Genomic DNA, 20,195 nt, shown 5'->3' with positions numbered 1-20,195 from the left:
CCCGAGCCGCCTCCGCCGGGCAGCCGTCACCGGTGGCGCCGTGCTCGCGCTGCTCGCGCCGGGCCTGGCTGCGCAGGCCTACGCCCCCGTCGGCGGCGTGCTCTACCAGCTGCCCGACGGGCAGGACTGCCTCAAGGGCCTCGGCAACTGCGCCGTCTACCCGAAGGCGGTCCAGCTGCCCGGCGGCCGGCTGGTCGCCGCGTTCGAGCGCTCCACCGTCCAGGCCTCCGGCAGCGCCGTCGGCCAGACGATGCCCGTCTACGCCAGCGACGACGACGGCTCGTCCTGGTACCCGCTCTCGGAGGTCGCGCCGCCCGCCGACCTCTCCAGCGCCCCCGAGGCGCAGAAGTACACGAGCAACTGGACCAACCCGTACCTCTACGTGATGCCCGAGACCGTGGGCTCGCTCGCGCAGGGCACCCTGGTGCTCGCCTCGGTCGTCTCCGGTGACGACTACTACTACCTCGAGCACAAGGCCGCCGACCCGAGCTGGACCCCCAGCAACGACGGCGACCGCAAGGACGTCGGCATCGCCCTGTTCGCCAGCACGGACGAGGGCGCCAGCTGGGACTTCGTCAACGTCGTGGCCGCGGGCGGCTGGCAGGGCGGCAGCGCCGGCGCGACCGGCCAGAACATCGCCGACGCCAACACCCACGCCCAGGTCGACCCCGTGTGGGAGCCGTACCTGATGGTCCGCGACGGCGTCCTCGTCGCCTACTACTCCGACGAGAACGACTACGTGGGCTACGACCCGGTCACCGGCGTCGCGCAGCTCGACCCGGACAACGACACCGCCCCCGACACCGACGCCCAGATCCTCGCCCACCGCACCTGGGACGGCACGAGCGCCGCGTGGAGCGCCCCCGTCGTCGACGTCGCCGGCACCACCTTCACCGCCAACGGCAAGCAGATGATCGGCGGCGGCCGGCCCGGCATGGCCAACGTGGTCCCGACCACCGACGGCCGGTGGATGCTCACCTACGAGTACTGGGGAGGTGGCGCGAACGTCCGGTTCAAGATGGCCGACGACCCGCTGCGCTACTTCGCCGACGGCGACCCCGTCGGCCAGGAGATCAGCCGCGGGGACGGCGCGCAGGGCGCGCTGCCCTACGCCGACGGCTCGCAGGGCCTCTCCTGGGGCGGCAGCCCGGTCACGATCGCCCTGCCCGACGGCCGCCTGGTCTACAACGCCTCCGGCAGCGGGGACGTCTGGGTCAACCCCTCGGGCCGCAGCGACGGCACGTGGACCCAGATGCACACCACGCTGGGCAGCGGCTACAGCCGCAACCTCACCTACGACGCCACCACCGGACGCGTGGTGATCCTCCAGGGTGTCTGGGGCGGAGCGACCACGCCCGCCGTCATCCGCTACGCCGACGTGGACCTGGGCGGCTCGGCCGGCACCTACTACCAGGTCACCAACCGCGCCACGGGCCTCGTGATCGGCACCGGCGGCAACATCACCGACGCCGACCTGGGCAACAGCGACACCCCCGACGTACGCCTCGAGCAGCCCGGCGCCACCTCCGTCGCCGCCACCCAGTGGTGGCACCTCGTCACCAAGGACGACGGCGGGCTGACCCTGCTCAACAAGGCCGGCGGCCGCGCCGCCTCGATCTGGACCGGGAACGCCACCGACGGCCAGCGCATCGGCCAGTGGGTCGACGACCGGGCCGGTGGCCTGTGGGACAGCATCCCGACCACGAACGGCTACGTGAAGCTGCGCTCGCGCCAGAGCCCCACGCTCTTCCTCACCGCGGGCGCCGACGGCGACCTCCGCCTCGCCCCGGCGACCGGCGACGGCTCGCAGGAGTGGTCGTTCAGCACGACGGGCATCACAGCCGACACCACCGCACCCCAGGTCACCGCGTCGGTGACCGGCCGCACCCTCACGCTCACCGCCGCCGACGCGGGCTCGGGCGTGGCCTCGATCGAGTACCGGCCGCAGGGCAAGGGCTGGTCGACCTACACCGGCCCGGTCACGTTCAAGGGCGGTCGCAGCCTGAGCGTCGAGCACCGCGCGACGGACGCCGCGGGCAACGTCTCCCCCGTGGGCACGGTCGTGGTGCCCTGACCCCGACACGACGAGGGGGCCCGGTCGGCAGCTGCCGACCGGGCCCCCTGTGCGTGCATCCAGGTGCGTCCGAGTGCGCCCCTGTGCGTCCCGGCCCGGCTCAGCCGATCAGGTGCTCCACCGCGAGCTGGTTGAGCCGCACGAACCCGTAGTCGCGCTCGGCGGCCGCGGGCACGTCCAGCCCGGCCGGGGCGGCGAGCAGGTCGGCCGCGGTCTCGCCCGGGGCGAGGGTGGGCTGCGCGAGGTCGGGCACGCCCGCGTAGGCCATCGCCTCGACCACGCGCGGGTCGGCCCGGAACGCCGCCGCCTTCTCGGCGAGACCGAGGTAGGTGCTCATGCAGGCCTGCGCGGAGGCCCAGACACCGGCCAGGTGCTCCGTGCGCGAGGGCTTGTAGTCGAAGTGCCGGGGGCCCGTGTAGCGCGGCCCGTCGGGGTGGCCGGGGAAGCCGTTCTCCAGCAGGTCGACGGTGAAGAACGCCGAGAGCAGGTCGCCGTGGCCGAACACGAGGTCCTGGTCGTACTTCAGGCCGCGCTGGCCGTTGAGGTCGAGGTGGAACAGCTTGTCGCTCCACAGCGCCTGGGCGAGCTGGTGGGTGAAGTTGAGGTTGGCCATCTGCTCGTGCCCGGTCTCGGGGTTGAGCCCCACGACGTCGCCGTGCTCCAGCTCGGCGATGAGCGCCAGGGCGTGGCCGACCGTGGGCAGCAGGATGTCACCGCGCGGCTCGTTGGGCTTGGGCTCGAGCGCGATCCGCAGGTCGTAGCCGCGCTCCTTGATGTAGCCGGCGACGGTGTCCAGCCCCTCCTTGTACCGGTCGAAGGCGGCCAGCAGGTCCTTCGAGCCGTCGTACTCGGTGCCCTCACGCCCGCCCCACATGACGAAGGTCGTCGCACCGAGCTCGGCGGCGACGTCCACCGCACGCAGGATCTTGCGGAGGCCGAAGCGCCGCACGCCGCGGTCGTTGGAGGTCAGCCCGCCGTCCTTGAAGACGGGGTGGCTGAAGGTGTTGGTGGTGACCATCTCGATCACCAGGCCGGAGGCCCGGCAGGCGTCCGCGAGCCGGCCGAGCCGCAGGGCGCGGGTCTCGTCGTCGTCGGCGAAGTCGTGCACGTCGTCGTCGTGGAAGCTGATGCCCCACGCGCCGAGCTCGGCGAGCCGGTCGGCGTACTCCCAGGGGTCGAGCGCCGGCCTGGTGGCCGAGCCGAACGGGTCGGCGCCCGTCCAGCCGACGGTCCAGAGGCCGAAGGAGAACTTGTCGTCGGGGCGGGGGCTGCGAGGCATGCGGGTCTCCGGCAGGTCGGTGGGTGCAGGGGGTCGGTACAGGTCCGTGGGCGCGGCTCAGCGCGCGAGGACGCGCGCGACGAAGTCGTTGCGGAAGACCCCGTCGGGGTCCTGCCGCGACAGCAGGGCCCGCGCGTCGTCCAGGCGCGGGTAGAGGGCGGCGAGGTCGAAGAGGTGCGGGGCGAAGACCTTGCCCCAGTGCGGCCGCGCGCCGAGCGGCGCCAGCGCGGCGCCGAGGTGCCGCTGGGCCTCGGCCACCTCGTCCGCGCGGGGCAGCCACGTGAAGTGGAGGCAGAGGCTGTCGCGGCCGTGGGCGGGCGAGAGCCACAGGTCGTCGGCGGCGACGGAGCGGACCTCACCGAGCACCAGCACGGGGTCCAGCAGGGGTGCGAGGGCCGTGACGGCGGCCGCGGCCTCCGTGGCGCGCTCGCGCGGCACGAGGTACTCGGACTGGATCTCGGCGCCGAAGCTGGGCCGGTGGTCCACCCGGAAGTGCGGGAGCACACGGTGCCACGGCAGGTCCCGGTCACGCTCGGTGAGGTTCGGCCCGTCCCCGAGCAGCAGGCTCGGGTCGGACGCCGGCCCCGCCGGTGCGCCCGGGGAGGGCACCGCCTTGCGCAGGACCTCGGTCGGGTCGTCGTCCTGCCAGCGCGTGAACACGCTGACGCTGTAGCCGTCGTCGAGCACCTCGGGCAGCCGGCCCGCGACGTCGGACCAGCGCACGGCGCGGCAGGTCTGGCGCAGCATGAAGCTCGGCACCAGGTCGAGGTCGACCTCGAGCACGATGCCGAGGGCACCGAGCGCGACGACGCACCCGGCGAAGTCGGGGTCGCCCCGCCGCGTCTCCCGCACCCGGCCACTGGCCGCCACGTACCGCACGCGGGAGACGCCGGCCGCCAGCACCTGCTGGGCCGAGCCGGAGCCGTGCGTGCCGGTGCTCACCGCTCCCACCACGCTGATGTGCGGCAGGGAGCCGAGGTTGGGCAGGGCCAGGTCGTGCGCGGCGACGGCCCGCACCACCGCGCCGAAGCGCGTGCCGGCGGTGACGGTGACGGTGCGACCCGGCACGTCGACCACGGGCTCGCGGGCCAGGCCGGAGACGTCGACCAGCCACTCGTCGGAGTCGCAGACGTCGTTGAACGAGTGCCGCGAGCCGACCGCGCGCACCGACGACGCCCCGGCCACCAGTGTCGTCACGTCCTTCTGTGACTGCGGGTGGACCAGGCGTCGGTACGCGTACGTGTGCGTGCCGGCCCAGTTGCGCTCGCGGGTCCGGGTGCGTGGGTCGCCGGGGATCACGCGCTCGTCCCGGCGGTGGTGCGCACCTCGGCCGTGGCGGCGAAGGCGCGCCCCCGGCCGGTCCGGCGTCGCTCGCCGACCAGCGTCAGCGCCAGGGGGTGTCCGGGGTCCGCGGCCGAGGTGGCCACCGTGAGCACCAGGGCGCCGGGCTCGACGACCCGGGTCAGCGTGCGGTCGGTGAAGGCGGCCAGGTCGGCGGGCACGTCCAGCCGCAGCCGTGCGGACTCGCCGGGAGCCAGCCGCACCTTGGCGAAGCCGACGAGCCGGCGCACCGGTTGCACCACCGAGGCCACCGGGTCGCTCAGGTACAGCTGGGGCACGACGGTGCCGGGGCGGTCGCCGCGGTTGGTCACGGTCACGGACACCTCGGCCGCACCGTCGGTGGCCACCTCGGCGGGGCCGACCAGCCGGACACCATCCAGCACCACGTCGCCGTAGGAGAGGCCGTGGCCGAAGGCGAAGGCAGGGGTGGGGTCGAGGTTGCTCACCCCGTCGCTGGCCTGCGCGAGCGGCGGGCCGAGGTAGGTGGTGGTGACGCCGGGGCCCGGCACCTGGACGGGCAGGCGGCCACCCGGCTCGAGCCGACCGGCGAGGACCCCCGCCACCGCGCCGGCACCCTCCTCCCCCGGGAAGAAGACCTGGAGCGTCGCGGCCGCCCGCGCGGCGTGCTCGCCGATCGCGTACGGCCGACCGGAGACCACCACCAGGACGACGGGGGTGCCGACCCCCAGGACGCGCTCGACCAGCGCCTCCTGGCTGCCCGGCAGACGCAGGTCGACCGCGTCGCAGCCCTCGCCGGAGGTGCCGTGGCCGAACATGCCGGACCGGTCCCCGACCATCAGGACCACCAGGTCGGCCCTCGCGGCGGCCTCCGCCGCCCGGTCGAGCGCGGCGGGATCGGGAGCAGCGTCCAGGATCGCGGCGCCCGGCTCGTGCACGACCTCGTCCTCCGGCAGCTCCGCGCGCAGCGCGTCGAGGAAGGTGGGCGCGTCGACGCCGAGAGCGGTGCCGGGGTTCTTCGCCACGACGTGGTTGGGGAAGGAGTAGCAGCCGAAGAGGCACCCGGGGTCGTCGGCGACGGGCCCGAGCACGGCCACCCGGCGCGGCGGGGCGCCGGCGGCCGGCGCGGACAGCGGCAGGGTGCCGTCGTTGGCGAGCAGGACGACGGACTCGGCGGCGAGCTCCGCGGCCAGCGCGCGGTTGCCGGGGCTGTCGAGGTCGACCGTGGTGCTGGCGGGCACCGGCCGCCAGTCCGCGTCCAGGAGCCCGAGCTCGGCCTTCTGCACCAGGACGCGCAGGGCGGCCCGGTCCACGAAGGCCTCGTCCAGGTGACCGGCCCGGACGGCCTCGACGAGTCGCGGCCCGAACCCGAGGGTGTGCGGGAGCTCGACGTCCAGGCCGGCGGCCAGGGCGAGCCGTCCGGCCTCGTCGAGGTCGGCGGCGACGCGGTGCGTGGACTCCAGGAACGGCACGGCCCAGTAGTCGGAGACGACCGTGCCGGCAAAGCCCCACTCCTCGCGCAGGAGGGTCGTGAGGAGCGCGGGGTCGGCGGAGGGCGGGACGCCGTCGAGGTCGGCGTAGCTGTTCATCACCGAGCGCACGCCGGCGCCGACGACCGCGCGCTCGAACGGGGGCAGCACGACGTCGGCGAGCTCCCGGGGGCCGATGGAGACCGGGGCGTGGTTGCGGGCTCCGCGGGAGGCGGCGTACCCGGCGAAGTGCTTGAGCGTGGCCACGACGCCGGCCGACTGGAGGCCGGTGACGTAGGCCGCCCCGGTCTCGCCGACCAGGCACGGGTCCTCGCCCATCGTCTCCTCGACCCGACCCCATCGGTAGTCGCGCACCACGTCCAGCACGGGGGCCAGGCCCTGGTGCACGCCGACCGAGGCGAGGTCACGACCGATGGCCGCCCCCATCCGCTCGACCAGGCTCGGGTCCCAGGCCGCGGCCCAGGCCAGTGACGTGGGGTAGACGGTCGCGCGCCAGGCCGTGAAGCCGGTGAGGCACTCCTCGTGGACGACGGCGGGCAGACCGAAGCGGTTGGCGGCCCGGACGGCCTCCTGGAGCCCCGCGAGCCGGGCGATCCCGTCCGCGGGCTCGACGGGCGCCGTGCCGAACGGCCGGGTCAGCTGCCCGAGCCCGCCGGCGACGGCCTCGTCGAACGGCTGCGCCCCGCGGAACGTCTCCTGCATCGGGGCCACGTCGCCGCCGGCGTCCTCCTCCCCGGGCCAGGTGCTGCCGAGCTGCTGGACCTTCTCCTCCAGCGTCATGGCCGCCAGCAGGGCGTCGGCCCGCTGCGTGACGGGGAGGCTGGTGTCGTGCCAGGGGGCGGTCACGGGGCTCCTCTCGGGGCGCGGCTCAGCCGACGCTCTGCGCGGCGGGGGCGGGCGTCTGCACGACGGCGTCGGGGGCCTCCACCACGACGCGGAACGCCCACGGGTCGAGCTCGACGGGCACGCCCGCGGCCAGCGACCCGTCGGTGCCGGGCACCGCACGGGTGGGCGTCGCCGTGGCCGGCTCGGGCGAGAAGTTCGACAGGAACCACACCCGTCGACCCCGTGCCAGGCCGGAGGCCACGGTGACGGTGGGCGAGCAGTCCCAGGAGGCGGCGAGCCGGTCGGGCGCGGCCCACGCAGTCAGGGCGCGGGCCAGCGTCAGGTCGGGCACCGTGCCGACGTAGGTCATCCGGCCGGCGCCGACCGCGTGCGTGGTCACGGCGGCACGCCCGGCGTAGATCCCCTCGCGGTAGCGGACGAGGACGTCGGCGCCCTCCACCTCGAGCGCGTCGGCCCAGCCGGTGCCCGTGGCACCGGCGTCGAGACCGGGCAGCCCGCCCTCGACGGGAGCGACGGGCACCGGCGCGTCCAGCGAGCTGTACTCGTCGTAGGAGACGCCCAGCCCCTCGCGCAGCCGGCCGGGGGCGACCTCGGCACGGGCCCGTGCGATGCCGTCGCCGTAGCCGGTGCGGATGCCGACCACCACGTGGCCGCCGGCGCGCGCGTAGGCGCTCAGCGCGTCCAGCGTGGCGTCGTCGGCCACGTAGAGGGTCGGCACCACCATGACGGGCAGCTCGGCGGCGAGCGCCGCAGGGTCGCGCTCGAGCAGCTGGGTCGGGTGCAGCATCCGCACCTGGCGGCCGGTCTCGAAGGCCGCCCGGTAGAAGGCGTCGAAGATCCGCAGGTAGGACGCCGGGTCGGCACTGCCGTCCTCACGCGCCAGCGGCGGGTAGAACTCGAAGCTGCGCTTGGTGTCGGTGGAGTAGAGGAAGGCGACGTCGGCGTCGGGGACGTAGCCCGCGAGGTCGTCGCCCAACGCACCCAGGGTGCGGCCGAGCTCCGCGATCTCGCGGTAGATGCGCCCCGGCCGGCCGCTGTGCGGCAGGACGCCGCCCCAGTAGGTCTCGATGCCGTGGTGCAGCGTCTGCCACTGCCAGTACTCGACCATGCGGGCGCCCCGGGAGACCAGCGACAGCGCGGCCAGCGCGATCTGCCCCGGGTAGGGCGGGTGCACCTGCCAGTGCGACTGGCCGATGGACTGGGCGTTGGTCTCGGTGACGAGGAACGGCTCCTGCCGGGTGGAGAACATCCGGTCGCCCTGCTGGAACAGGCCCCACACGCCCGAGGACCACCAGATCTCCTCGCGCGGCACCTCCACGCCGATCCGCAGGCCGTCCTGCATCTTGTAGTAGGGGTTGCCGGCGGTGACGTCGAGCTCGGCGCCGAGGCTGACGTCGTCGACCGCCGGCCGCTCGTAGGAGATGCAGGTGGTGACGAACTGGTCCTCGCGCGCGTACTCCCGGACGATGTCGGCCTGCCAGCCGATGAAGTCGGTGACCACCTGCGCCTGGTAGCGCCGCCACTCGAGCTGGTACTGCGGGGAGTGGTTGCCGTCCGGCGTCCAGAGCTGCTCCCAGCTGGTGATCCGGTGCGACCAGTAGGTCAGGCCCCACCGGCGGTTCAGCTCCTCGACGCTGCCGTAGCGGTCCTCCAGCCACCGGAGGAAGCCGGCGTGCACGCCGGGGTTGTGCAGCAGGTGGAGCCCGGGCTCGTTGTCGACCTGGAAGCCGATGACGGCGGGGTGCGAGCCGTGCCGCTCGACCTGCTTGCGGATGACCCGCTCGGCGTGGAAGCGGAAGGCGGGGGCGGTGAGGTCGACCTCCTGGCGCTGCCCCCACGGGACGCGGCGACCCGTCGCGTCCTGGGCCGCGATCTCGGGGTGCATGGTCGACAGCCACGCCGGCACGGCGTAGGTGGGGGTGCCGAGCACGACGGCGAGACCGCGGCGGTGGGCCCCGTCCAGCACCGGGGTGAGCCACTCGAGGTCGAACTCGCCGGGGCGCGGCTCCCACGTCGACCACACGGACTCCCCGACCCGGATGACGGTGAACCCGGCCTCCACCATGAGGTCGAGGTCGTGGTCGAGCGAGCCGATCTCGCGGTACTCGTCGTAGAAGGCGGCGCCGAACAGGATGCGGTCCGGCAGGTGGCGGGAGGTGGTCACGGTCCCTCGTCTCTGGGCAGGGTGGTGCTGGGCTGGGCTGTGCAGGGGGTCAGCGGGTGGCGGTCGTGCCGCGGAGGACGACGGCCGGCGAGCTGGGCGGGGCGCCGGGCACCACGTCGGCGTCGACCTGCGCCAGCAGGGCGTCGACGGCGGCGCGGCCCTGGCCGGCGTAGTCGACGGACACCGAGGTGAGCGCCGGGGAGAGGTACTCGGCCTCGGGCGTGGCGTCGAAGCCGATGACGCTGACGTCCTCGGGCACCGCGATGCCGCGACGCGCCAGGCCGTTGACGAAGCCGATGGCCATCGCGTCGTTGGCGGCGAACACGCCGGTGACCGCGTCACCCGGCTCCCACTGCTGCGCAGCGGCGTAGCCGGACGCGGCGGACCAGTCGCCCTGCCAGGCGCGGACGCACGAGGCCCCGGCGGACGCGACGGCCCGCTCGAAGCCCTCCTGCCGCTGGCGCGCGGGCAACCAGGAGGACGGCCCGAGCACCATGGCGAGACGCCGGTGGCCGAGCCCGACGAGGTGCTCGGCGGCCAGGGTCGAGCCGATCTCGCCGGCGGAGGGGCCGGTCGTGTGGGCCTCGGCCGGGTCCATGAGCAGCGGGACGTCGACCGGACGCCGCTCCACGACCGTCCGCACCTCCTCGGTGAGGGTGATCGCGAGGATGCCGGCCACCCGCTCGAGCTCGAAGGTCTCGAAGGCGTCCTGGACCGAGCCGGCGTCGGCCCCGTCGACGCCGACGATGTTGAGGGAGTAGCCGGCCTCGCGGGCGCGCTGGGCGGCGCCGCGCAGCAGCTGCGAGGGGCCGTAGGCGAACATCTCGTGCACCACGGCGCCGATCCGGGTGGACTTGCTGGTCCGTAGCTGGCGGGCGGCGTGGTTGGGCCGGTAGCCGAGCTCGGCGATGGCCTGCTCCACCTTGAGGCGGGTGGCGGGGCGGATGCCTTCGTACCCGGCGATGACGCGGGAGACGGTCTGGGCGGAGAACCCGGCCGCCTTCGCGACGTCGTGGACGGTGGGTGCCTTGGTGCGTGTCAGCGGCCCCATCACTTGCCTCCCGTGCCCATGATCCCGGCGATGAGTGCCCGCCTGGCGAAGATGTAGAAGAGCAGGATCGGGATGACGGTCAGCACGATCGCCGACATCAGACCCGGCACGTTGAGCGCGAACTCCTTGCGGAAGATGCCGAGACCGAGGGTGGCCACGCGCAGGTCCGCGCTCCGCGTCAGTGTCAGCGGGATGAGGTAGTTGTTCCAGGCCTGGAGCGCGGTGAAGATCGCGATGGTCGCGACGCCGCCCTTGGAGAGCGGCAGCGCCAGCTGGAGGAAGACCCGGACGGCGCCCGCCCCGTCCAGGGACATCGCCTCGTACATGTCCTGGCCGATCTCGCGCATGACGCCGGTCATGATCAGCGTGGTCAGCGGGATGGTGAAGGCCGCGGTCGGCAGGATGACGCCGATCCGGGTGTCGTAGAGCCCGAGCTGGGAGATCAGGTAGTTCAGGGGGATCACGACCACCTGGGCCGGGATCGCGAGGCCGAACAGCATCGTCTGGAAGCTGAGCCGGGTCCACCGGCTGCGACCACGGACGATCGCGAACGCCAGGGGCGGCACCAGCAGCACCACGATGAGCACGCAGCCGATGGTCATGATCAGCGAGTTCACGAGGAACAGGCCGAAGCCGTTGTCGAGGGCGTAGCGGAAGTTCTCCAGCGTCGGGGACGCCGGCAGCCCGACCGGGCCGTCGGCCGCGAAGTCGTCGCGGCTCATGAAGGCCGCGCGCAGCATGATGTAGACCGGCACCAGGATGATCGCCAGCCAGAGCAGGGCGAGGACGAAGGCGAGCCAGTTGGGTCCGCGGCGCATCAGATCCCCTCCTGGGTGCCGGACATCTTGTCGTAGCCGGTGGCCTTGACCATGGCGACGGAGGTGAGGGTGGCGATGACGATCAGCAGGGTCGCCACGGCGCTGCCGTAGCCGAAGTCCAGCGAGGCGATGCCCTGGTCGTACATGAAGTACGGGAGGTTCGAGGTGCCGCCGCTGGGCCCGCCGCGCGTCAGCAGCAGGATGATGTCGAACGAGGTGAACGTGCCGACGACCATGATGATCGTCGAGGTCACGATGGTGTTGCGCAGCATCGGGATGGTGATGCGGAAGAACTGCTGCACCGGCCCCGCCCCGTCCATCGCGGCAGCCTCGTAGAGCACGGGCGGGATGTTCCTGGCGCCGCCCTGGTACAGGAGCGTGTGCAGCGGCGAGGAGCCCCACAGGTAGATGAACGCGATGACGCCCAGCGCGGTCCACTGGTTGCCGAGCAGGTTGCTGAACACGTTGTCGGCCCCGAGCCCGAAGACGTCACGCAGGGTGGCCGGCACCCCGAAGTTCGGGTCGAGGATCGAGGCGAAGAGCACCGTGATCGCGGCCGAGGACATCAGCAGCGGGATGAAGTAGAGGGCACTGATCACCGCGCGGTTGCGCTGGGGTCCGGCCGCCCACACCCCGATGAGCAGGGAGATCGGCACCTGGGTCAGCACCGCCGCGACGATCAGCACGATCGTGACGACCACGGCCCGGTGCAGGGCGGCGTCCTCGAGCATCCGCGACCAGTTCTCCAGCCCGACCCAGCGGGGCGGGAGGAGCGGGATGCCCTCGTACTCGGTGAACGAGAGGTAGACCGCGACGCCCAGCGGGACGACCGAGAAGAGTGCGAAGAAGAGGAGGGCGGGCAGGGACCAGACGAACGTGGGGCGGCCGTCGCGGAGACGGCCGCTCCGTCCGCCCTTCCCCGAGGTGCGGGGACCGGGCATGGGTGGAGTCCTTCGTGCGTGGGGGTGCGGCCCGGTGGGCCGCCTGGGTGCCCGCCGACCCCGGTCGGGACCGGTGCCGGGGTCGGCGGGTGTCGTGAGGCGCTGCCGAGGTGTCGGTCAGCGGTCAGTCGGCGGAGACGACGTCCTGCATGGCGGAGACGAAGCCGTCGGCGTCGATCGTGCCGTTGAAGAAGTCGGCGGCGGCGTCCTGCGAGGCGGTCTGCTGGGTGGCCGGCACCGTCTGGTCCCAGGAGAGCTGGAACGTGGGGGCGTCGTTCACCAGACCGCTGACGAAGGTGAGGTGCTCCTTCGCGGAGGCGTCGAGGTCGGCGTCGGACTCGACGTAGTCGGCGGCGTCCGTGGTCGGCGGCAGGTTGCCCAGCCCGATCTCGTCCTGCTGGAACTCGGGGCTGTAGAGCTCCTCGAGGAAGCCCCGGACGGCGTCGGGGTACCGGGTGTCGGCGGCGACGTTGTAGAAGTTCGACAGGTTGCCGACGATCTCGCCGGGCTGGCCGGAGCCGCCGTCCATGGTCGGGAAGGCGACCCAGCCCAGGTTCGAGGAGTCACCGACCGTGGCGTAGTGCCACGAGCCCATGAGCTCGTAGGCGGACTTGCCCTGGCGCAGCAGGGCGGCGGAGCCGTCGCCGCCGTAGGAGACGGAGGCGAAGTTGCTGCCGAAGGCGCCGGAGTCGATGAGGTCCTGCAGGTCGGCGAGCGCCGCCTTGGACTCGTCCGAGGCCCACACGTCGGTGTCCCCGGCGAGGCCCTGGGCCACGGCGTCGTTGCCGACCATCCGGGCGTAGACGTACTGGAGCCAGATCTGCTCGGGCCACTTGTCGGCACCGGCCAGGCCGATCGGGATCACGCCGGCGTCCTGCAGGGTCGGGACCTGGTCCATGAGCTCGTCCCAGGTCGTGGCCGGCTCGAGACCGGCGTCCTCGAGGACCTTGGTGTTGTAGTAGAGGAACTCCGGGGCCACGCCGCGCATCGGGATGCCGTAGGCGGAGTCGTCGACGACCTCCTCCTCGAAGACCGAGGGGACGAACATGTCCTGCAGCTTCGGCTGCTCGGCGATGAAGTCGTCCAGCGGGAGCAGGGCCTGCGCCTTGATCAGCGGCTCGATGCCCGCGGCACCCCAGCTCATGAAGACGTCCGGCGCGCTGTCGGTGCCCATCTGGGTGCGGACGGTGGTGTTGTACTCCGTGCCGGCGGTGGGGCCGGTGTCGACGACGACCTTGATGTCGGAGGTCTCGTTGAACCGGTCGGCGGCGGCCTGCTCGGCGCTGGCGGCGGCGTCGCCCAGCACGAGCACGTGGATCTCGCCCTCGGGGCGGCCGTCGTTCGGGCGCCAGCCCTCGGGGCCGCCCTCGGCGGTGTCGGAGCTGCTGCTGCCACCGCAGGCGGCCAGCGAGCCCGCGAGGGCCAGGGCAGCCACCGCGGCCAGCAGGCCCTTGGTGCGCGTCGTCTTCATGGAGTCAGTGCCTTTCTCGCTACCCCGACACGGGGCGGTGGAGCACAGGTCGCGTTGACCGGATCCAGGGGTGAATGTGCAGGTCAACGGTCATGTCAGGCTCCCGAGCGCCTGTCTGACCGAAGAATGTGATCGATAACATGTGATCGATAACACTGACCATAAGGCACCGTGACTCACGCCACAAGTGGTCGGGAGAGGATTTGTCGTCGTCGTCCGGCACGGGCACGCCGCAGGGGTGGGCACGGAGACTCTCCGCGCCCACCCCTGGAGGTCGGTCAGCCCTGCTGCGGTGGTGCCGCGCTGTCGCGCACGACGACGGCGGGCCGCTCGTTCGAGAGCCGCCCGACGTTGTCGGTGTCCTCGATCTCGGCACCGAGCAGCTGCACGGCCCGCGAGCCCAGGCCGTGGAAGTCCTGCCGGACGGTGGTCAGCGACGGCGCCCAGAGCTCGGAGAGCGGGTGGTCGTCGAACCCGACGACGCTGACGTCCTCGGGCACCCGGCGGCCGGCGTCGTTGAGGCCGCGCACCACGCCCATGGCGATCTCGTCGTTGCCGCAGAAGACGGCGGTGACGCCGGCGTCCCCGGCGAGCCGCCGCCCGACGGCGCGGCCGCTGGCCGGCTCCCACGTCGCGTCCAGCGTCTCGGGCACCTCCTTGCCGGCGCGCCGCAGGGCGCGTCGCCAGCCAGTGGTGCGGCCGTCCTCGCGTCGTGACGGCGGCACCCGCACGTGGTGGACGGTGGCGTGGCCCAGGTCGAGGAGGTAGCCGGTCAGCTCCTCCGCGGCCCGGGTCTCGTCGAGCATCGCCTGGGAGACGCGGGTGTCGCGCAGCCCGCTGACGGCCACGACGGGCAGCTTGTCGACCAGGCGGTCCAGCACGGCGACGCCCGGCGGGTCGAACTTGAGCACGATGACGCCCACGATCGGCTGGGAGAGCACCTGGGAGACGACGCGATCCACCTCGGCCGGCTCGTCGGAGTCGATCACCGAGATGATCGTGCTCAGGCCCTCGCGCCGGCAGGTGTTCTCGATGCCCCGCAGCGTCTCGGCGTAGCCGTACTGGGAGGTGTTGCCCGAGACGACGGCGACGGCCTCGGGGCGGGCCGAGGCCAGTGCCCGCGCGGCGAAGCTGGGGCGGAAGTTCAGCTCCTTGACGGCGTCGAGCACGCGCTCGCGCTTGCTCTGGCTGACGTTCACGTTGCCGTTCAGCACCCGGGAGACCGTGGGCACGGAGACGGACGCCAGACGGGCGACGTCCGCCATCGTCGGCGCCTTGGTGGCGGGCAGGGGCCTCGTGCTCATCGCGTTCCCCGCCTCGTCATTTGACCGCTCCACCCGTGACGCCGGAGATGATACGCCGCTGCGCGAGGGCGAAGACGACGAGCAGCGGCAGGCTCATGACGACGATGTAGGCGAAGATCAGCTCCCAGTTCTGCAGGTACAGCCCCGAGCTGGCCACCTGGTAGAGGTTCAGCGGCAGGGTGTCGATCCGGCCGCCGATCACGAACAGCGCGTAGAAGACGTCGTTCCAGATGTAGAGGCAGATGAGGATCGTGGCGGTGGCCAGCACCGGCCGCAGCAGTGGGAAGACGATCTGGAAGAACACCCGGACCGGCCCTGCCCCGTCGACCCGGGCGGCCTCCTCGAGCTCGGTGGGGATCGTCCGCACGAAGCCGGTGACGAAGAAGATCACCGTCGAGAGGTACATGCCGCAGTAGACGCCGATCATGCCCACGGCGGTGCCGGCGAGCCCGAGCTGGCGCAGGAGCAGCACGATGGTGACGACCGCCGGCGGCAGCACGATCCCGCTGATGCACAGTGCGTAGACGACGGCCAGGGGACGCGTCGCCCGCCGGGCCAGCACCCACGACGCCATGGACCCCAGGACCAGCACCACCAGCACCGAGGGCACCATCACCAGCAGGCTGCCGAGGAACGCGCTGACCATGTGCCCGTCCTGCACCACCGTCGCGACGTTCTCCCCCAGCTGCCAGCGCGAGGGCGCGGAGAGGTCCGGGTCGAGCGCCTCGGCGTGGGGCTTGGACGCGGTGGCCAGGATCAGCCAGAAGGGCACGCCCAGCAGCAGCGCGACGGCGCCGAGCGCCACGACGGGCTGGCCGAAGCGGGCCAGCGGACCCGGACGCCGCGGGCCGGTGGGGCCGGCCGGGACCGCGGGAGCACGCCGCGGGGACGGGGGCAGGGACACGGCGCTCACAGGACACGCTCCCGTCGACGGAGGAGGTAGATCACCGGGAAGGCGAGGACCGCGACGACGAGGAAGAGCGTGAGGCTCATCGTGGTCGCCTGGGCGAACAGGCCCTGCCCGAAGGTGCGGAAGATGAAGATGTTGAGCAGCTCGGTGCTGCCGCCGGGCCCGCCCTCGGTCGTGGCCTGGACGATGTCGAAGCCGTTCATGGAGCCCAGCAGCGCGGTGGCCACGTTGAACGTGACGGCCGGGGCGAGCAGCGGGAACTTGATCTGGCGGAAGACCTGCCACGAGGAGGCGCCGTCGAGCCGTGCGGCCTCGAGGACGTCCTCGCTGATGGTCTTGAGGCCGGCGAGGTAGATCAGCATCGACAGGCCCATCCACTTCCAGGCGTGGACGAGGGCCACGACGACGACCGTCCAGGTGGTGCTGCCGAGCCAGGCCACGCTCACCTCGCCCGGCAGGACGAAGGAGAGCATCGCGTTGAGGCCGCCGTCCGGCTTCAGCAGCGCCTGGAAGACGTAGCCGACCGCCAGGGCGGACATGATCACGGGCACGAAGAACGCGACCCGCGCGAAGCGGTTGACCCGGGTGTCCCGCTCCAGGAGCAGGGCCAGCAGCAGACCGAAGAGGTTCTGGAAGACCGCCACCAGCGCCGCGTAGATCACGGTGATCCGCAGGTCGGAGATGAGCGAGCCGTTGCCCAGCAGGTCACGGAAGTTCTCGAGGCCGACGAAGCTGATCTCGGTCTTGAAGCTCGACCAGTCCGTGAACGCGTAGACGAAGTTGAAGACCGTCGGCGCGATGAAGAAGACACCGAGCAGCGCGAGGGCGGGCACGAGGAACCACAGCGGGTGGTCCGACCGGGACGCCGGGCGCCGTCGGGGCGTGTGCCCCGGGTCGGCCTCCGTGGCCGTGGGGCGTTCCAGGATGGTGGTCATGGGTGGTTCCTCCGGGGTGCCGCCCGCCCGGTGGGGGGCGGGCGGCACCGGTGTCGTGCTCGGTGGGTCAGAAGCCCTCGGCGCCCTGCGCCTTGGCCAGCTGGGCGAACTGCTCCTGGGTCGCCTCGGCGACCTGCACGGGCGTCTTGGTGCCCTGGATCATGTCCGCCAGGTTGATGTACAGGTCCGGGTTCGCGATGGCCAGTGCCTGCATCGAGCCGGCGGAGTCACCCAGGGAGGCGCTCACGTCGAGCAGGGCCTGCGGGACGCCGTCGGGCGTGGGCACGCCGGGCTCCAGCGAGACGGTGGAGTTGGCCTCGACGAAGTCGCCGTAGCCGTCGCCCAGCCAGTAGGAGAGCAGCTGCTTGGCGGCCGACTCCTGCGCCTCGTCCCCCGTGGCGAAGGCCACCAGCGCGTTGGTCTGGTCGGGGATGAAGGTGCCGACGTTGCCCTCCGCGGAGATGGGGAAGAAGCCGATCTTCTGGTCCAGCTCGTCGGTGTCGGCCAGCTGCTGGAGCTGGCTGAAGAAGGAGTTCACCTGGACGACCATCGCGGCGTCGCCGTCCAGCAGCGCCTTGCCCTGGTCCTCGAAGGTGGCGGTCTTGATGTCGCTGTTGAACAGGCCCTCGTCGATGAGGTCGGAGTAGGTGTCGATGGCGCCCTGGATGGTGGGGTCGGTGAAGGACTCCTCACCGGCGTTCACGCGGTCCCACAGGCCGTCGTTGGCGGCCTCGGCGAGCTGCACCTGGACCCACCACTGGGTGGCCCAGCGGTCCGCGCCCATCTCGAAGAACGGGGTTTCGCCCTGCTTCTTCAGCTCGCGGCCGAGCTCGACGAAGGAGTCCCAGTCGGTCGGCAGGTCGGTGATGCCGGCCTTCTCGAAGACCTCCTTGTTGTAGTAGACGCCCTCGACGGCCGGGGTGCTGATGAGGGCGGCGTAGCGGGTGTCGTCGAGGATGCCGGTGATGTCGCGCAGCGCCGGGTCGTAGTCGTCGAGGAACGGCGCGTCGTCCAGCGGCAGCAGGTTGGTCCGCGCGTTCAGCGCGGTCAGCTGCGAGGCGGTGGGCTGCCAGAAGGCGAGGTCGGGCATGTCACCGGTGGCGACCTTGGTCTGGACGCCCTGCTCGTAGGGGTCGGGGATGGTGACCACCTCGACGTCGGCCCCGGTGAGGTCCTCGAAGCCGCTGATGACGGAGTCGGGCAGCTTGTTGGAGTTCTGGGCGGCCCAGATCGTGAGCGTGGTGCCGGACAGGTCGGCGTCCTGCGCGGGCCACTCGCCTGAGGACGAGGCCGCGCTGCCGGAGCCGGGGTCGGAGCATGCGGCACTGAGCAGCACGACCGCCACGGCTGCGACGCCGGCGACCCGGCGCTTGAGGTTCGTCTTCACTCTGTTCCTCCAGGGTTCTCATCAGACACGACGTCGTGGCCTGATGGCGATGGGTTCCCGCGGCCTTCGGCCCGGGGCTGGATGCGGAAGGTCCGCGCCGAGACCGGGACGTCGGTGGCGACGAGCGCGAGCTCGCCGGTCTCCGCGTCCCAGGTGCTGCCCCAGGCCGGGAGCCCGGTCGGGAACAGCGTCTGCACCTCGAGGTCCTGACCTCGCAGGTGCGGGAGAGAGAGGGTGTGGGTGCGCTCGCCGGCGCGGTGCCACACGTGCAGGGTGGTGCCCGCCCCGTCCTCGAGGGCGAGGCTGACCCAGGGGTCGTCCCAGCCCGGCAGGCCGCCGGGCCAGCGGGGGCGCGTGCTGGGCAGGTCCTTGCGCAGCCGCTTGGCCGCCTCGACCGCCTCGACCACGAGCGCCTGCTCGGCCGAGGTCATGCGGTTGAGGAAGCCGGAGAGGTAGAAGCGGCCGGCGAGACCCGTGACCAGGCAGAAGGCGCTCTCCTCGGGGCTCATGCCCGGCTGGGGGTAGGCCCAGCTCGCGGCCTGCTCGGGGAGCAGCGCCAGGGGCGCGGCGGCCGCGATCGGCGGGTAGCGCCACGGCTCCTGCTGGTCCGAGGTCGACTGGAGGGCCAGGCGGGAGAGCATCGCGGGGTCCATCCGCATCGCGCCGGACCCGCAGTTCTCCAGCACCAGGTCGGGGTGGCGGTCGAGGACGCCGTCGAGCCAGGCCAGGTGCGCGCGGTTGTGCGCGAGCAGCGCGTCGCCGGTGGAGTCGGCGTCGCGGTCCGGGCCGGTGGCCGGGTCGATGTTGTAGTCGAGCTTGAAGTAGCCGACGCCGAAGTCGGCGACCAGGCGGTCGACCACCGCGTCCAGGTGCGCGACCGCGGCGGGGTGCCGCAGGTCGAGGTGGTAGCGGTCGTGCTCCACGACGCGCACCCCGTGTCGGCTGAAGAAGGCCTCCTCCGGCAGGCGGTCGGCCACCGGGCTGCGCACGCCGACCACCTCGGGCTCGAGCCACAGGCCGGGCACCATGCCGTGCGCGCGGATCGCGTCGGTGACCTCCGCGAGCCCGCCGGGGAACCGGGTCGTGGACGGCAGCCACTCGCCCACGCTGTCCCACCAGTCGCCGGTCTCGTCGTACCAGCCGGCGTCGATGCAGAAGATCTCCGCGCCGGCCTCGGCCGCGGCCGTGACCAGCGGCAGCAGCCGCTCGGTGGTGGGGTCGCCGTCGATGGTGTTCATGTAGTCGTTGAAGACCAGCGCGAGGCCCTGGTTGTCGGGGTGCGCCCGGCGGGACGCGCGGCGGTGCTCGGTCATCTCCCCCAGCGCGGCCTCCAGGTCGGCGCCCAGCGCGACCGAGACCGGGACGGTGGTGAAGGACTCGCCCGGCGCCAGGACGCGGGTCCAGCCGCTGTCCACGTCGGTGGGGCCGGCCAGCGCGAGCCAGCAGCCGTCGGTGTCCTGGCCCACCTCCCAGCGCCACGCGCCGTTGTGCTCGACCTGCCAGGCCCAGGTCAGGTCCAGCTCGGCGGAGACCAGCGCGCCGTAGGGCAGGTCCGCCCCGGTGGACCAGGTGCCGTGCGAGCGCTGCACGAACGAGCCGCGGGGGTCGTGGCCGGTGAGGCCCTCCTCGATGGCCGGCAGGAGGTCGGCCAGCGCGGTGGTGGCCCAGCGGCCCTCGCCGAGCCAGTCGTTGCGGCCCACCAGCACCCGCCAGTCGCCGACGACCGGAGCCGGGTCGCCACCCAGCCCGAGGGCCAGGGAGGTGACCGAGCGCAGCACGTGGGGGGCGGTGCCGGTGTTCGTCACGGTGGTCTCGACCCGCAGGGCCGCGGCCTCGCCGACGACGCGGAAGGTGGTGGTGACCTCGAGGCCGTCGGCGGCGGAGGCCTGGACGACGGCGCAGGTCTCGCCACGGGCGGCACGGTCGGCCTCGCCACGCTCGCAGCGCACGGCGCGGAGCCGGGAGCCGAGGGCGGTGCCCGCCAGGCGGCTCGAGGCGGGCACGTGGCCGTGCGCCACCGTCAACACCTCCGCCAGGGGCACGGGGTGGGCCACCGCGACGCGGCGTCCGTGCAGGACGACGGCGGAGACGGCGGCCGGGGCGTCCTGCCCCAGCTCGATCTCGAGCCGGAGGCTGTCGGTGCCCCACTGGACGGTGTCGATGACGGTTCTCCTCGGTCGGGCCGGCTGCTCGTGCAGCCCACTCTGTGGTGGCGGTCACACCAAG

The 20,195-nt window shown here is 72.8% G+C and carries 14 protein-coding genes; 1 reads left to right on the top strand and 13 read right to left on the bottom strand.

The window, feature by feature from the left end:
- Positions 1–40: 40 nt before the first annotated feature.
- Entirely contained in the window at positions 41–2,074 is a 2,034-nt protein-coding gene (locus M8316_RS07885) for an RICIN domain-containing protein (RefSeq protein ID WP_250053520.1), read from the top strand.
- A gap of 100 nt (positions 2,075–2,174) precedes the next feature.
- Here the strand turns inward: M8316_RS07885 and xylA are convergent, their stop codons facing one another.
- From xylA to M8316_RS07820, 13 genes are all read right to left on the bottom strand, one after another.
- Complete coding sequence (gene xylA, locus M8316_RS07880) at positions 2,175–3,353, bottom strand: xylose isomerase (protein WP_250053518.1); 1,179 nt, start codon at positions 3,351–3,353, stop codon at positions 2,175–2,177.
- A 57-nt stretch (positions 3,354–3,410) separates the two neighbouring features.
- Entirely contained in the window at positions 3,411–4,652 is a 1,242-nt protein-coding gene (locus M8316_RS07875; RefSeq protein ID WP_250053516.1) for a D-arabinono-1,4-lactone oxidase, read from the bottom strand.
- A complete protein-coding gene (locus M8316_RS07870) occupies positions 4,649–6,988 on the bottom strand; it encodes a beta-glucosidase (protein WP_250053514.1) in 2,340 nt (779 codons plus the stop codon). Before M8316_RS07870 ends, M8316_RS07875 begins: the two co-directional genes overlap by 4 nt.
- 22 nt (positions 6,989–7,010) lie before the next feature.
- Positions 7,011–9,152 carry a beta-galactosidase gene (locus tag M8316_RS07865; protein WP_250053513.1) on the bottom strand — a complete coding sequence of 714 codons (2,142 nt, stop codon included), beginning with the start codon at positions 9,150–9,152 and terminating at the stop codon, positions 7,011–7,013.
- A gap of 49 nt (positions 9,153–9,201) precedes the next feature.
- Positions 9,202–10,203, bottom strand: a complete 1,002-nt coding sequence (locus M8316_RS07860) for a LacI family DNA-binding transcriptional regulator (protein ID WP_250053510.1) — start codon at positions 10,201–10,203, stop codon at positions 9,202–9,204.
- Positions 10,203–11,021: a carbohydrate ABC transporter permease gene (locus tag M8316_RS07855; RefSeq protein ID WP_250053508.1), complete on the bottom strand. Its 819-nt coding sequence runs from the start codon at positions 11,019–11,021 to the stop codon at positions 10,203–10,205. The genes M8316_RS07860 and M8316_RS07855 overlap by 1 nt, the downstream gene beginning before the upstream one ends.
- The gene (locus M8316_RS07850; protein ID WP_250053506.1) at positions 11,021–11,962 is read right to left on the bottom strand and encodes a carbohydrate ABC transporter permease; all 942 of its coding nucleotides are present in this window, start codon (positions 11,960–11,962) and stop codon (positions 11,021–11,023) included. Before M8316_RS07850 ends, M8316_RS07855 begins: the two co-directional genes overlap by 1 nt.
- 124 nt (positions 11,963–12,086) lie before the next feature.
- Complete coding sequence (locus M8316_RS07845; protein ID WP_250053504.1) at positions 12,087–13,433, bottom strand: ABC transporter substrate-binding protein; 1,347 nt, start codon at positions 13,431–13,433, stop codon at positions 12,087–12,089.
- Between the two features lie 278 nt (positions 13,434–13,711).
- Positions 13,712–14,737, bottom strand: a complete 1,026-nt coding sequence (locus M8316_RS07840; RefSeq protein ID WP_250053502.1) for a LacI family DNA-binding transcriptional regulator — start codon at positions 14,735–14,737, stop codon at positions 13,712–13,714.
- A 16-nt stretch (positions 14,738–14,753) separates the two neighbouring features.
- Positions 14,754–15,650, bottom strand: coding sequence for a carbohydrate ABC transporter permease (locus tag M8316_RS07835; RefSeq protein WP_250053500.1), 897 nt, complete (start codon positions 15,648–15,650; stop codon positions 14,754–14,756).
- Positions 15,647–16,582, bottom strand: a complete 936-nt coding sequence (locus M8316_RS07830; protein ID WP_250053498.1) for a carbohydrate ABC transporter permease — start codon at positions 16,580–16,582, stop codon at positions 15,647–15,649. Before M8316_RS07830 ends, M8316_RS07835 begins: the two co-directional genes overlap by 4 nt.
- A 67-nt stretch (positions 16,583–16,649) precedes the next feature.
- Positions 16,650–17,969, bottom strand: a complete 1,320-nt coding sequence (locus M8316_RS07825; RefSeq protein ID WP_250053496.1) for an ABC transporter substrate-binding protein — start codon at positions 17,967–17,969, stop codon at positions 16,650–16,652.
- Positions 17,966–19,987, bottom strand: a complete 2,022-nt coding sequence (locus M8316_RS07820) for a glycoside hydrolase family 36 protein (RefSeq protein WP_250053494.1) — start codon at positions 19,985–19,987, stop codon at positions 17,966–17,968. Before M8316_RS07820 ends, M8316_RS07825 begins: the two co-directional genes overlap by 4 nt.
- Between the last annotated feature and the right edge of the window lie 208 nt (positions 19,988–20,195).

The sequence above is a fragment of the Nocardioides bruguierae genome, from assembly GCF_023554635.1.
Lineage (GTDB): Bacteria > Actinomycetota > Actinomycetes > Propionibacteriales > Nocardioidaceae > Nocardioides > Nocardioides bruguierae.
This window is presented reverse-complemented; position numbering and strand designations above follow the sequence as displayed.